The organism is Flavobacterium aquidurense, from assembly GCF_031458035.1.
Classification (GTDB): Bacteria; Bacteroidota; Bacteroidia; order Flavobacteriales; family Flavobacteriaceae; genus Flavobacterium; species Flavobacterium aquidurense_C.
In genome coordinates, this window is the sequence record NZ_JAVDXR010000006.1 from 37,191 (window position 1) to 52,467 (window position 15,277).

The 15,277-nt window shown below is 36.6% G+C and carries 7 protein-coding genes; 6 read left to right on the plus strand and 1 reads right to left on the minus strand.

Translation table 11 applies throughout. The annotated features are described in order from the left end of the window. Positions 1-5 precede the first annotated feature (5 nt). From J2X17_RS11055 to J2X17_RS11065, 3 genes are all read left to right on the plus strand, one after another. Positions 6-2,438: a beta-galactosidase gene (locus tag J2X17_RS11055; protein ID WP_310297705.1), complete on the plus strand. Its 2,433-nt coding sequence runs from the start codon at positions 6-8 to the stop codon at positions 2,436-2,438. 75 nt (positions 2,439-2,513) lie between these two features. Beyond that, positions 2,514-5,414, plus strand: coding sequence for an exo-beta-1,4-galactosidase (locus J2X17_RS11060; protein ID WP_310297708.1), 2,901 nt, complete (start codon positions 2,514-2,516; stop codon positions 5,412-5,414). Between the two features lie 194 nt (positions 5,415-5,608). After that, entirely contained in the window at positions 5,609-8,596 is a 2,988-nt protein-coding gene (locus J2X17_RS11065; protein ID WP_310297711.1) for a glycoside hydrolase family 2 protein, read from the plus strand. Positions 8,597-9,018: 422 nt separating this feature from the next. Here J2X17_RS11065 and J2X17_RS11070 read toward each other — a convergent pair whose 3' ends face one another. Further along, positions 9,019-9,780 (minus strand): phosphatase PAP2 family protein, encoded by a 762-nt coding sequence (locus tag J2X17_RS11070; protein ID WP_310297715.1) that lies wholly within the window; start codon positions 9,778-9,780, stop codon positions 9,019-9,021. A gap of 359 nt (positions 9,781-10,139) precedes the next feature. Between J2X17_RS11070 and J2X17_RS11075 the strand changes: the two genes are divergently transcribed. The 3 genes from J2X17_RS11075 (at position 10,140) to J2X17_RS11085 (ending at position 15,275) form a co-directional block, all read left to right on the plus strand. Next, entirely contained in the window at positions 10,140-10,727 is a 588-nt protein-coding gene (locus J2X17_RS11075; protein ID WP_310297718.1) for an RNA polymerase sigma factor, read from the plus strand. Positions 10,728-10,816: 89 nt separating this feature from the next. Then, complete coding sequence (locus J2X17_RS11080) at positions 10,817-11,752, plus strand: FecR family protein (RefSeq protein WP_310297720.1); 936 nt, start codon at positions 10,817-10,819, stop codon at positions 11,750-11,752. Positions 11,753-11,876: 124 nt separating this feature from the next. After that, positions 11,877-15,275: a SusC/RagA family TonB-linked outer membrane protein gene (locus tag J2X17_RS11085; RefSeq protein WP_310297723.1), complete on the plus strand. Its 3,399-nt coding sequence runs from the start codon at positions 11,877-11,879 to the stop codon at positions 15,273-15,275. The last annotated feature ends 2 nt before the right edge of the window (positions 15,276-15,277 follow it).

Consider the following 15,277-nt stretch of genomic DNA (forward strand, 5'->3'; position numbering starts at 1 on the left):
TATTCATGAAAAAAAATAAATTCATTACCGTAGTATCACTAATATTATTTTTGTTTTGTGCTGTTTCAATGAATGTAACGGCTCAAAACAAGTATACAATTGATATTACAGGCTCCAAATATGAGGTGAAACGCGGTCATCTTGATTTGGGTGGAAGTAATGCCAAAGGGGAAACTATTGAGGTAAACAGCTTTTATCTGGAGCGAAATGGAAAACCCTTTATTCCGGTTATTGGAGAGTTTCATTTTAGCCGTTATCCACACCAATACTGGGACGAACAGCTTAAAAAAATGAAAGCAGGAGGGATTACTGTGGTAGCAACTTATGTATTTTGGAATATGCACGAATTCAAAGAAGGAACTTTTAACTGGAGCGGAGATCTTGATGTGCGTCTCTTTACGGAATTGTGCGCCAAAAATGGTTTAGAAGTGCTAATACGTGTTGGTCCCTTTGCTCATGGTGAAATCCGAAACGGCGGTTTACCAGATTGGCTTTACGGGCGTCCTATTGATGTTCGCAGCAACGATCAGGTTTATTTATACTATGTCAATCGATTGTATCAGGAGATTGGCAAGCAGCTGAAAGGGCTTATGTTTAAAGATAACGGTCCCATTATAGGCGTACAATTAGAAAATGAATATCAGCATTCAACTGCACCCTGGGGATTTACCTATCAGGATGCGCCGAAAGAACGAACTGTTGCAGGGCGTGATCGCAAAATTATTCAGGATGGTGTTGGCATCAACAATTTAGGAAATGAATTTTCCGATTTGGGACATGACCATATGAAGACCCTTAAAAAACTGGCTATTGATGCGGGTTTAACAACACCAATTTACACCGCTACGGGTTGGGGATATGCAACGATTGTAGAAAAAGGTTCAATTCCGGTAATGGCAGGATATGCCTATCCGTTTTGGACAGCAGGAAACAGTCCGTCAGCATTTTATTTGTTTAAAAACATCCATCAAAAACCAGATTATTCTCCGGTAAGTTATGATGTAAATTTATATCCTTCGCTGGCAGCCGAATTAGGAACCGGTATGGCTGTTACCTATTCAAGACGTCCGCGTGTACTGGGCGAAAGTTTTCTTCCTATGATGGTTCGAACAGTGGGAAGTGGTACTAACGGACTTGGATTCTATATGTATCATGGCGGCACTACACCTTCGATTGGTAATTATTTTTTTACAGAAGGTGCGGGGCTTCACAATAAATCATACGATTATCAGGCGCCTATTGGGGAGTTTGGAAATGTAAGCAGTGGTTATTATTCCTTAAAGCTGATGAATTACTTTTTGAAAAGTTATGGTGGGGATTTAGCGCCTCTTTATCCGACATTACCTTCCACTAATGACAGTATCAAACCTACTGATACCAGTACTTTACGTTATGCGGTAAGGGGAGATGGCGACAAAGGTTATTTATTCATGCATAATTTCCAGGACCATTTAGAGATGAAAGATTTAGTAGGTTTGAAAATTAATGTGGCTACTAAATCGGGAATGATTACATTTCCAGAAACAGGAACTTTTACATTGAAGGCGGGCAGCTCTGCGATTTTTCCTTTTAATGTCAATTATGATGGAGTAGCAATTCGCATGGCTACGGTACAGCCTCTTTGCAGGTTTACCAATAAAAATAAAAATTATAATGTTATGGTTTCCGTTGACGGTATTGCTCCTGAAATTGTGCTTAAAGGCCAGCAGAAAGTGAATGGAGTAAAAACCGTGATTAGAAATGGTAATACTGTTGTAATTTGTTCTGCCGGAAAAATCAATGATTTTGAAATTAATGGTGTTTTCTTTTTAGTTTTACCAAAAAGTGAAGCTGAAAAGGCTTATTTGGTTAGCGAAGCTGGCAATCAAAAAATGGTTGTGAGTAATGCATTGGTATTGGATAATGACGGGAAAATTTTGATGGTGAGTAATAACAATGAAATTATTGATTTTTCAGCATATCCGACTGTTGGCAAGGTAACCTCAGTTGATGGCAAGGTTATAAAAGGCAAATCAGCTTTTAAAAATATAAATAACTGGCAAATTAATGTTTCGAAAGTAGAAACAGGTATTAAGCTAATACAAGCAGATAACAGTCATTTTGTACTTAAGGCAGGCAGTTTGGATTTATCAAAAGTTAATGATGTTTTTATCACCTTTGATTATCGTGGCGATCGCGGTATTTGTATGATGAACGGCGAGTTACAAACTGACGATCTTTATACCAGTAAACCATGGACAATAGGACTGAAAAGATATCAGGAAGCGCTGAAAACAAATGATATGTATTTCTATTTTGTCCCGATGCAAAAAGAAGCTCCTTATTTAAGCTATTTAGATAAAAAGGTGTTGCCTGATTTTAGTGATAAAAAAAGTTTTCTGGAGGTTCAACAGCCTAAAATTTCGGTTGAATACAAGGTTAATATCGAGTTGAAATAGTTCGATTTAAAAATAGTAAGCATTCGTATTTTAAATGATTTAATGCATTTTTGAGTACCATAAAAAAAATATAACATGTTAAAAAAGAGTATTTATTTTTGTCTTCTTTGTGTCACTTTCTTCACTTTAAGCAGTTTTAAGGACGATGAGATTAACCTTGCCGGAACCTGGCATTTTGAAATTGACAGGAACGATAAAGGTGTTACTGATAAATGGTACTCCAGAAACCTTTCTGATGTTATTAAACTGCCTGGTTCTATGGCAGAATTTTTAAAAGGCGATGAAATCACTTTAAAAACAAAATGGACAGGATCTATTTATGATAGTTCTTTCTATTTTATTCCCCGATTAGAGAAATACCGTCAGCCCGGAAATATTCATATTCCGTTTTGGCTGACACCGGCAAAACATTATGTTGGGGCAGCATGGTATCAGAAGGAAGTAAACATTCCGAAAAACTGGAAAGGCAAACATATCCTTCTTCATTTAGAAAGGACGCATATCGAAACCAGAGTTTGGGTAAATGATAAAGAAATAGGATTACAAAATTCGCTGGTAGCGCCACATATCTATGATTTGAGTCCATATCTTACTACGGGAAAGCAGCGTATTTCTATTCGGATAGACAACAGGATAAAAGAAATAAATGTAGGCCCCGATTCGCATAGTATTACGGATCATACGCAAGGTAACTGGAACGGAATTATAGGTAAAATTGCATTGGAAGCCAGTTCTCCCGTTTACATAGAGGATGTTCAGGTGTATCCTGATATTAAAAACCGAAAAGCCCACGTAAAAATTACGGTGAATAACAGCACTTCAACTGATTTTAGCGGAAGCATCACAATATCGGCTAAGAGTTTTAATGTTGACGCATCAGATAAAACTCAGGAGATAGTCAGCAAAATAGGTGTATCTAAATCAGATAGTAAAATAATTGAACTCGATTTGCCTTTTGGAAAAGGAATGCTGACCTGGGACGAATTTGATCCGGTTTTGTATCATCTTGATGTGCAGTTGTCTTCTAAAGAAATAACTGCCAGTAAACAAGTTCAGTTTGGAATGCGTGAATTTAAAATTAATGGCAATCAATTTTTGATCAATGGTGTTCCGGTTTTTCTTAGAGGAACAGTTCACAATTGCGAATTTCCGTTAACGGGTTATCCTGCAACCACAGTTGAAGCCTGGGAAAAAATTTTCCAAAAAATAAAATCGTATGGACTGAATCACGTTCGTTTTCATTCGTGGTGTCCTCCGGAAGCTGCTTTTATTGCTGCTGATAAAGTGGGACTTTATTTACAGCCTGAAGGACCAAGCTGGCCAAATCACGGTCCTAAAATAGGTTTGGGTCAGCCAGTAGATCAATTTTTATACGATGAAACACTTAGAATGGCGAAGCAATACGGAAATTATGCTTCTTTTACAATGTTGTCAGCCGGAAATGAGCCTGCAGGAAAACAGGTTGAATATCTGAATGCGTTTATTGATTTTTGGAAAGCAAAAGACAGCCGAAGAGTGTATACCGGAATGTCAGTAGGGGGAAGCTGGCCGGTCGTTCCAAATGCCGAATATCAGTCACGCGGTGGTGTAAGGGGATTGAAGTGGGATAAAATGCCTGAAACAGAATCGGATTTTAGTGCTGGAATTACGCCATTTAAAGTTCCTTTTGTTGCGCATGAAATTGGTCAGTATTGCGTGTTTCCAAATTTTGAGGAAATTCCAAAATACAAAGGCGTTTACAGAGCGAAAAACTTTGAGATGTTTCAACAGGATCTGGAAGATCATCATATGGGAAATCAATCCAAAGATTTTTTGAATGCTTCAGGAAAATTACAGGTTTTATGCTATAAGAATGAAATAGAAAAAATGTTGAGAACACCTGGTTATGCAGGATTTCAGGCCTTGGGACTACAGGATTTCCCAGGTCAGGGCACTGCTTTGGTTGGCGTTCTGGATGCTTTTTTTCAGGAGAAAGGGTATGTCACCGCCAATGAATATTCAAGATTCTGTAATACAACAGTTCCCTTAGCAAAGATTTCAAAATTTGTTTACAGCAATACAGAAACCTTCAAAGCCGAAATAGCGCTTTTTCACTCTGGTAAAACTTCATTAAAAGACGCGATAATCAGTTGGACCATTAAAGAACAAAACGGAAATATCCTTTCTTCGGGAAGTTATAATCCTAAAACGTATGAAAACGGAAACGGATTATTTGTTGGAAATCTAACTTTTGCCTTGAACGGAATTAAGGCTGCCTCAAAACTAAATCTTGAAGTAAAAGTAAATGGAACTGTATTTGCAAATGACTGGAATTTCTGGGTATATCCAGAGAAAAAATCAGTCAGCACATCGACTGTTTATTATACCACAGTGCTGGATGATAAAGCGAAAGAAGTACTTAGTAAAGGCGGTAAAGTTTTCCTGAACGCATCAGGAAAAGTGGTAAAAGGAAAAGAGGTAGCGATGCATTTTCTTCCTGTTTTCTGGAATACTTCCTGGTTTAAAATGAAGCCTCCGCACGTTACAGGAATGCTGATCCAGAATGCAAGTCCTGCTTTTAAAGATTTTCCAACCAGTTTTTACAGTGACCTGCAGTGGTGGGATATTCAAAACCGCGCACAGGTAATGAATCTGGAAGATTTCCCGGCTGATTTCCGTCCACTTATCCAGCCAATTGATACCTGGTTTATGAACAGAAGACTGGCTTTGGTTTATGAAGCCAAGGTTGGTAACGGAAAAATTGTAGTCAGCAGTGCTGATCTTAGTGATTCAGTTGCTGATAAACCTGCATCGAGGGCTTTGTATTATTCGTTGGAAAAATACATGAATTCAGACCAATTTAATCCGAAAAATACTTTGAGTTTTGAATTGATAGAGGATGTATTTGCAACCCCATCAAAAGAGACATTCAATACATATACCAAAGACAGTCCGGACGAACTTAAGCCAAATTCAAATCAAAATAAAGTAAAATAGATTTATGATTTAAATAAAAATGTTCCTTAATTATTATTTAATTTTAAAAACAATCCTTAAATAAATAAGAATTTTATCAGGATTGTACAGGATGGGGACAAGTTTTGATGTTAGTATTTTTGATGCTATCGGGTTTTAAAAATGCCTAATTTAATTAGCATACCAAAAAATATAAATCAAATAAAAATTAAATAATGAATGTCAAAGGTTTTTTATACGTACTAATTATAACTTTTTTTTATAATAATGGATTATTTGCCCAAGAGAACAAAGATAATTCCAGATATAATTTTAATTATGGCTGGAAATTAAATGTTGGAGAAAATGAAGATGCTAAAACTGCTGCTTATAATGATAGTAAATGGAAGAATATAAACCTTCCGTATGCATGGAATGAGGATGAGGCTTTTAAATTAGTAATCACAGATCTTAGTACAAATATTGCCTGGTATAGAAAGACATTCAAATTGCCTGCTGATGCCAGCGATAAAAAAGTTTTCATTGAATTTGAAGGCGTGCGCCAAATGGGGGAAGTTTATATCAATGGACAATTTATCGGAAGACATGAGAATGGAGTAATGGCATTTGGTTTTGATCTCACTCCTTTTATAAAACCCTATCCTCAGGAAAATGTAATTGCGGTGAAAACAAATAATGACTGGAAGTATGCGGAAAAACTTAGCGGCACTCAATTTCAGTGGAACAATAATAATTTTAATGCTAATTATGGGGGAATTCCTAAAAACGTATTTCTTCATATAAAATCAAAGGTATATCAGACACTTCCTTTGTATTCAACTTTAGGAACTACGGGAACGTATGTTTATGCCACAGATATTGATGTTACAGGTAAAAAAGCAGTTATAAATGTTGCATCACAGGTTAAGAATGAACTTTCAACGCCAGTCGATGCGCAATTAAGAATAACTGTTGAAGATATGGCGGGAAAAACAATCGCTACTTTTTCAGGTGATGCCTGTACGCTTGCTCCTAACGGAATGAGAGATTTAAAAGCATTCAAAAGTTTGGAAAACCTTAATTTTTGGAGCTGGGGCTATGGTTATTTGTACAACGTATATTCAGAAGTTTTGATTGACAATAAGCCTGTTGACAAAGTTCTGGTTCGCACCGGATTTCGAAAAACCAAATTTTCAAATGGAATGGTTTATTTAAATGACCGTGTTATAATGATGAAAGGTTATGCGCAAAGAACCAGCAACGAATGGCCTTCAGTAGGAATGTCAGTTCCTGCCTGGATGAGTGATTACAGCAACAGCCTTATGGTTAAAAGTAATGGAAATCTGGTGAGGTGGATGCACGTTACACCCTGGAAACAGGATGTAGAATCTTGCGATAGAGTTGGTTTGATTCAGGCGATGCCGGCCGGAGACTCTGAATCAGATGTTCAGGGACGCAGATGGGAGCAGCGTCAGGAATTAATGCGTGATGCGATTATCTACAACCGTAACAATCCAAGTATTTTGTTTTATGAGTCAGGTAATGAAAATATTTCTGAAGCTCATATGAAAGACATGCTCATTATACGAAATATGTATGATCCTTATGGCGGGCGCGCTATTGGAAGCCGTGAAATGCTTGACAGTAAAGTAGCCGAGTACGGAGGTGAAATGCTTTATATCAATAAGAGTGCAAAGCATCCTTTTTGGGCAACTGAATACAGCAGAGATGAAGGACTGCGAAAATATTGGGATGAATTTACACCGCCTTATCATAAAGAAGGAACTGGAGGAACTACCCATACAAATGTAAACGGAAATAAAGTAGCTGATGCAAGCGCTTACAACCACAATCAGGACAAACATGCAATTGAAAATGCGGTTCGCTGGTACGACTACTGGGAAATGAGACCAGGTACAGGAGACCGAGTAAGTTCAGGAGGTGTTAATATTATCTTCAGTGATTCAAACACTCATTTTAGAGGTCAGGAAAATTATAGAAGAAGTGGAGAAGTAGATGCAATGCGCATTACCAAGGATAATTATTTTGTTCATCAGGTTATTTGGAACGGTTGGGTCGATACAGATACTCCTGCTGCTTATATTTTAGGGCATTGGAATTATGAGGCTGGTGTTAAAAAAGACATTACGGTAATTTCAACAGCTGATCAGGTGGAACTTTTTGTAAATAATGTAAGTCTGGGTAAAGGAACCAGAGATAAGGAATTTTTGTTCACATTTAAGAATGTTCAGTTTAAACCAGGAACAATCAAAGCCGTTGGTTATGATAATAAAGGAAAAGAAATTTGTACGTATTCCATACAAACTGCCGGAAAACCTGCTGCCATTAAATTAAGTAAAATTGAAAGGCCAGGGGGAATGAAAGCTGATGGCAGCGACTTGGCTATAATTCAGTTTGAAGTTGTTGATAGTAAAGGAAACCGTTGTCCAACAGCCTTGAATATGGTCGATTTTCAAGTTGAAGGTCAGGGCATTTTTATCGGAGGCATAGCTCAGGGACCTGATAATTATATTGGATCTACATCGATTCCTGTGGAGTGCGGGGTTAATCGAATATTGGTTAAATCTAAAGAAGTAGCCGGTCAGATAAAAATAAAAGCCACTTCTAAAGCGCTTAAAGGCGATATTTTAACCATCAATTCAGTCAAATCTGATATTGACGTACTGTCAGTTCAGATGCCGGACGCTAATCTGCCATCTTTTATGGAGAAAGGACCAACACCTGCAACTCCTTCTTTTACGAGAATCCGTGCTGCCATACCAGTGATTAATGTTGTGGCAAATTCTAATCAGGAGGATGCAAAAAACAGTTACGATGATAATGAACTTACACAATGGTCGAGCAAAAATGAAAATGCAAGCATTGAATATGAGCTTGTGCGTTCTGCCAATATTAATCAGGTCGTACTTAAACTTGCCGGATGGAAGAGCAAGAAATATCCACTCAGAATTTCAGTTGATGGCAAAAAGGTATTTGAAGGCTTGACTTCTCTTAGTCTCGGATATACTACTGTTAGTTTTCCGGCCTCTCAGGGGAAAAAGGTAAAACTGGAGCTTATGGGGAACTCACAGGATAATGAGGCTATTAATTTGGTTGAAATTACAGGGAAAGTTGATAAAGCAGGCCTGAATGAAGGAAACGATACTTCAAACCGACTACCGATAATTGAAGTTGAATTTTACGAATCGCTAATCAAAAATTAAAAAGAAAACTTACTAACTAACCAATAACCAAAATCAATTTTATAACACAATCGATGATTAAATATCTCGTATTGTTTTTAATATGAAATAACGGTACCAATCATATCAACTAAATTCAATTTGAAATAAGCGAAATAGGAAAGCTTATGGATTACGTTAAAATGCAAACCTCTTTTGAGTTTTTTTAGATTTCTATAGTACTCGTTATTTAGAGTTACTGGAATAAATATGGACTAATAATAAAAATAAAAAATCTCTAAAAATTGAATATTAATTCTTTAGGGATTTTTTAGTGACCTCGACTGTAAAAGTTTCTATAAATTTTATGGAGGATTTGAAGAGATTGGCTATCTATATTGGGGCTGTCCTTGTATGGTATTAAAATTAAGTACGTTTAATTTATATCTCGGCAATAAGTGCTATTAAAATGTTTTAAAGTAACAGATAGTAAATTGCCTGCCGTTATAGGAGGGCATTATATAGGATGTGGATTTTATTTCTTTGCTGCCAAATAATTTTCTTGTTATGTAGGGATTCATCCAGTAAGCAATTTTTGTGCTTAATATTCCAATCCCGGCACCAGCAGCTACATCAGTAAGCCAGTGCCTATTGTTATAGAGTCTGAATAATCCAGTTCCAACGGCAACTGTATATCCCGCAATTCCATACCAGATCGATACGTCTTTATATTCCTGATAAAGAAATTCCGCCCCTGCAAATGCTACGGCGGTATGTCCTGAAGGGAAGGAATCATTTGATGTTCCGTCAGGTCTTTCTATATTTGTTACATTTTTCAGTGTAAAAACTGTGGTTGTCATTATGATTAAGGAAGTTCCAAGAATTACCGATCGGTCTCTCATATTATTCTTTCCTTTTACTCCAAACGCATTTAATGCATAAACTGAAACTGCTGGCACATATCTTGAGAAATCGTCGATTGAGACTTTCTGGTCTATATTATCCGTTATTTTATTTCTAATTTGAAAATTGAAACTTTTGATTTGACCGCTTTCGATGCCCCAAACTCCATATCCTATAAGTACTCCAGGAATAATCAGCTGTTTGTAGCTGAACGTAATATTTTTAACTGTATCAATTGCAATGCTGTCTTTCTCTATACTGTTTTGAGCATAAGAAAAAAATCCTGTAATATAAAAGACCGCTAAAAGTGCAGTTGTTCTCATTTTGAAAATATTAATTATAGCGTTATGCTTGTTAAATCACTTATCACTTCTATTTCTTAGATTACAATAAAGATACAAACTTTATCAGGTTATAATTAATTGGTAATCTATCTGAATTTGAACTAAATAAAAATCATCCAGTTCTTCTTAGAAATATCACTCATCTTCAACTACATTACTTAGTGATGATTTGCATATGGTTTGTAAGTTAATCGATTCCCTAAAAATTTAAAGTCGCAAGTATAAAAGTAAGTGTGTGCGAATAATTTAGCTGGAAGCACATTAATTTAACACAAAGATAAATTAGCTTTTTAGGTATTTTTTGTGTGTTGGTTTTCATTTGTTGTTTTAAAGCTATTATGAAAAACTACCTTTTGCAAATGTCTGATGAGGAGCTTCAGAAATTGATTTTTCAGGAGAACCACGACGCGTTTGCAATTATCTTTGACAGGTACTGGAAGAAATTGTATACCTATGCTTTTAAGATTTATAAAGAAGAAGAAATCTGTGAGGATATCGTTCAGGAAATCTTTATAAGCCTTTGGAAAAATTCAGCAAATACAGTCATTCTCAATCTTGAAGCGTATCTTTTCAGGGCTGTCAAATATAAAATTGCCAATCATTTAAGAAGCTTAAAATTTGACAGAGAACATATTGAAGTTCTGGATACTATTGCGGAACCCAACAATAACGTTGATAATATCGAATATATTGAATTTGAAAAAGGGATTATGAACCAGATCAGTCAATTAACTCCCAAGTGCCGTGAGGTTTTTTTATTAAGCCGTATAGATCAGTTTACTAATGCTGAGATTGCAGAAAAACTAAGTCTTTCCATTCATACTGTTGAAAAGCATATCAGCAATGCTTTAAAACAGTTGCGTCTTAATGGACATCATTACAATTCTCTACTTTTTTACTGGGCAGCCTTTCTTTATGTTAATTAAAAAAGCGCAGTTTTAAGAAAACGTTAAGACTACTTTTTCGACTACTTATATTAATCAAAATTGGTGACTTATCTATAAAAGCACTCATTTTGAAAAAAGAAACACTCTTGCTACTGGCAAAAAAATACACAGAAGGTAACTGCACAACCGAAGAGAAAATGGCAGTTGAAGCCTTTTTCGACAAAATGCAGGATGGTTCAGTAATTGGTCTGCATCAATTTCCTGATACAAAACGCGATGTTATCCTTGGAGAAATATTTCAGGAATTACAAATCAAAAAACAATTAGGAAATTTCAGATTTAAAAAAGCCCTAAAAATTGCTGCGATCTTAATTGCTGCAATTGGGATTTCTTTTTCAGTTGTAAAATTTGCACTGGCACCAAAAGAAATAATTCAGATTGCTCTTAAAGGAGAGAAAAAAGAAGTCTTGTTGGAAGATGGAAGTGTGGTTGTACTAAATTCTAACAGTAGTATTTCTTATCCGGAAAAATTTGGTCAAATCCGAAACATTAAGCTTCATGGAGAAGCTTATTTTAAAGTCTTCCGCGATACAAAAAGACCTTTTATTGTACAAACCCATGATGTAAAAGTTAGAGTACTTGGCACCTCATTTGATGTTAATTCATATAAGCATAGAGCTACTAAAGTAAGTGTTCTCACGGGAAGAGTTGAAGTCAGCTCTGCATTGGGAAAGAAAGTAGTTATTGTCAAAAACCAACAAGCTGATCTGAAAAACAATTCTGATTTTCAGATTTCAAAAGACGATAGCACCGAAGGAATTGCCTGGACCAGCAACACTATAGTGCTTAAAAACACATCGCTATCTGAAACCGCAAAAATTATTGAAAACTGGTATAATGTAGAAATTTCATTTGAAGATCAGGAAATCAAAAAACTCACTATTTCAGGAAAATTTAAAGACGAAAAATTAGAGAATGTACTCGAAAGTATTGCCTTTTTGAAACAATTAAAAATAATTTACCTAACCCAAAACCATATCCTTATAAGAAAAAAGACGCCTTAAGATTAAGAATAAAAACCCGCTTCCGGTGCAACGGAAACGGGCATTAAAAAAGACTACAAATAAAATTTATAGCCCAATAGTAATGAATACGAAACTACAATTTTTTTTCAATAAGTATATTAAGATGAAAAATCTTTATGTACTGATAACATTCTTTTTGACTCTTCAGGGATTTGCCATGAGAAACCCGATAAAAGAAAATCAAATTAGTGTAAACCTGAAGGACGCAACAATTACAGAATTTTTTAAAGTGATTGAACAAAAGACCGCATTCACTTTTGTTTTTGATGAAAAAATATCGGGAACTTCTCAACGTATCAGCATTTATGCGGAAAAAGAAAGCCTTGATGTAATTCTTTTTAAAATCTCGGAGAAAACCGGACTCTCTTTTAAAAAAATTAATAATACTATTATAGTAACTAAAAACGGGCGCGCTCAAATGACTGTACGCGGGAAAGTACTTGATGAAAGCGGTTTTCCAATGCCGGGTGTTACAGTCCTTGAAAAAGGAACCCAAACCAGTACACTGACCGATATGGAAGGGAATTTCAGTTTTGCAGTTTCAAGCTCCTCAGCGGTACTTACGGTTTCTTATTTAGGTTATCTTTCACAAGATGTTGAAGCAAGTAATTCGCCTTTGACGATTACCATGAAGATAAGTACAAGTGAGTTAGATGAAGTTGTAGTAACTGCTTTGGGGATCAAAAGGGAAGAAAAGCGTCTTGGTTTTTCGCAGCAGACCCTAAAGTCAGAAACCTTATCTCAGGCCAGATCCAATAACTGGTCGTCGGCCTTAAAGGGAAAAGTTTCAGGTCTTAGTATTACCTCAACAGGGTCAGGACCTATAAATTCGCAGCAGATTACCCTAAGGGGAAACAGGTCACTAAGCCCTAAAGGAAATTATGCGCTTATTGTGGTGGATGGAGTACCTGTGAATGCAGAGATGACAACCTCCGGTTCATCAAGCGCCTATATGGGAGAAGATTCTCCAATTGATTACGGTAACGGAATTTCTGATCTTAATTTGGATGATATAGAAAGTGTTACTGTTCTAAAAGGAGCCGGTGCAACAGCACTTTATGGAAGCCGCGCAGCAAACGGCGCACTGATTCTGACTACTAAATCAGGCAAAAAAAACAAAGGTCTGGGGATTTCTTTTAGCAGTGGTGCTGCTTTTGATAAAATACAGAGATGGCCGGACTATCAGTATACTTACGGACAGGGAACCGGTAATTCACCAGATGCGCAGGGCAATCAATATTATTCTTATGGTAATTCTGCTGACGGAACAAGTACAAGTGGGACCAGCAGTGCCTGGGGGCCAGCCTTTACCGGACAGAATTTCTATCAATATGATCCGACAGTTGAGGGGCAGTCAGCAAACAGGGTTCCGTGGATTTCATACAAGGACAACCGTAAAGATTTTTGGAACACCGGGATAACCTTAAATAATAATATTTCCATTCAGGGAGGTGACGATAAAGGATCTATGCGTCTTTCACTAGGTCACCAGAAAAACGAATGGATTATGCCTAACACTGGTTTTAACAGGGTAACTGCAGCAATTAATGCCAATTATCAGGTATCGGATAAAATTAAATTAGGAACTACTGTGAACTACAATACCCGAAACAGCGATAATCTTCCTTCAACAGGTTACAATAACGGTTCTATTGCTTATTTCATGATTTTCCAACAGCCAAATATCGACCTTGATTGGTATCGTCCTATTTGGGAGAAAGGAAAAGAACAAATTCAGCAATTGCATCCTTTCAGCTCTTTTATTGATAATCCGTATCTAATTGCGTATGAGGCGACCAATACGCTAAACAGTGATCAGATTGTTGGAAATATTTTTGCCAATATTAAATTGTCCTCAAATCTGGATTTAATGGTTCGTTCGGCTCTTAATACTTATAATCAAACCAGAGAACAAAAAAGACCTTACAGTATCAACAGATATGCGAAAGGCTTCTATGAAAGACAGGATGTATACAAACAAGAAATCAATTCTGATTTTTTACTTTCATATAAAAAGAATTTCGGAAGCAAATTCGCTTTAGCGGCTTCAGCCGGAGGAAATGCGATGAGCTACAAATACAGAAGGACAGAAGCCGAAGTAACTGGTTTGGTAGTTCCTGGAGTTTACAAGCTTTCAAACGGGTCAAGCGCTCCGATTTTAACTCTGGGAGATGCCTATAAAAAGATGAACAGCCTTTATGGATTGGTTTCCATGTCTTATGGCGAAATGCTTTTTGTAGATGTAACGGGGAGAAATGACTGGACCAGTACATTACCGGTAAAAAACAATTCTTTCTTTTATCCGTCTGTAAATACAAGTTTAATCATTTCAGAGATGGCTGCTTTACCCAAAGCCATTGATTATTTAAAATACAGATTCTCATATGCCCAGGTTGGTAATGATACAGAACCTTATAAAACGCAAAAATATTATGGACAAAGCGCCTTTCCGAGCTCAGCTCAGACGTTGACGGTGTTGTACAATGATCATTTTAAACCTGAGATTACCACCAGTTTTGAGACTGGTTTTGAAATCAGAATGCTTCAAAATCGCCTTACTGCAGACGCAACTGTTTATGAAAGTAGTACAAAAAATCAGATCATTGATATTCCGATGGATTTTTCAACAGGTTACAGTGGAGCTGTATTAAACGGTGGTGAAGTAAGAAACAGAGGTATTGAACTTACTCTTGGTGGAAAATTCATAGATAATAAAAATTTCAAATGGAACGGAACCCTTAACTGGTCACGCAATTGGAATAAAGTAATGGAGCTTGCTGAAGGAATCGATGGACAACAGATTATTGGTACAGGAGGAACAGCTTCTATTATTGCAAAAGTAGGAGGTACAACCAGTGCTATTTATGGTTTTGGCTTTGTGAGATCCCCTGAAGGACAGATTGTGTACGACAATGCTGGTCTTCCTGCATATCCTGAAGAAATTCAATACATAGGTGATGCGAGTCCGGATTGGAAAGCGGGTTTGACAAATACTTTTACTGTCGGTAATTTCACCATGAATGTAACAATTGACGGACAATACGGCGGTGTTCTTTATTCGATGACACACCACAAACTTGCTGAGCAGGGTAAATTGAATTCTAATAATATGGGTAGAGCAGATGGTTATATCATTGGAGATGGAGTGATCCAGAATGCTGATGGTACCTATTCTCCAAACACAAAAAAAGTAGCAACGGCAGATTGGTATGTTCGTTATTACAGAAGAGCCAATATTGAATCTAATTCTTTTGATGCCTCTTATGCGAAACTACGTGAAATAAGCCTGCAGTATGCAATGCCAAAAAGATGGCTTAAAGATACGGGATTACAGTCAGTTCAGTTTTCAGTTTTTGCAAGAGATTTAGCTGTTATTTCAGATTTCCCAATCTATGATCCTGAGACTGCAGTATTAAATGGTGATACTATTCTTCCAGGCGTAGAGACTGGACAAATGCCTTCACCAACGACTTATGGTTTTAATTTAAGTTTGACTTTATAATA

Coding starts and splice junctions, on each gene's coding strand:
- J2X17_RS11055 (WP_310297705.1), top strand. CDS start 6: ATGAAAAAAAATAAATTCATTACCGTAGTATCACTAATATTATTTTTG.
- J2X17_RS11060 (WP_310297708.1), top strand. CDS start 2,514: ATGTTAAAAAAGAGTATTTATTTTTGTCTTCTTTGTGTCACTTTCTTC.
- J2X17_RS11065 (WP_310297711.1), top strand. CDS start 5,609: ATGAATGTCAAAGGTTTTTTATACGTACTAATTATAACTTTTTTTTAT.
- J2X17_RS11070 (WP_310297715.1), bottom strand. CDS start 9,780: ATGAGAACAACTGCACTTTTAGCGGTCTTTTATATTACAGGATTTTTT.
- J2X17_RS11075 (WP_310297718.1), top strand. CDS start 10,140: ATGAAAAACTACCTTTTGCAAATGTCTGATGAGGAGCTTCAGAAATTG.
- J2X17_RS11085 (WP_310297723.1), top strand. CDS start 11,877: ATGAAAAATCTTTATGTACTGATAACATTCTTTTTGACTCTTCAGGGA.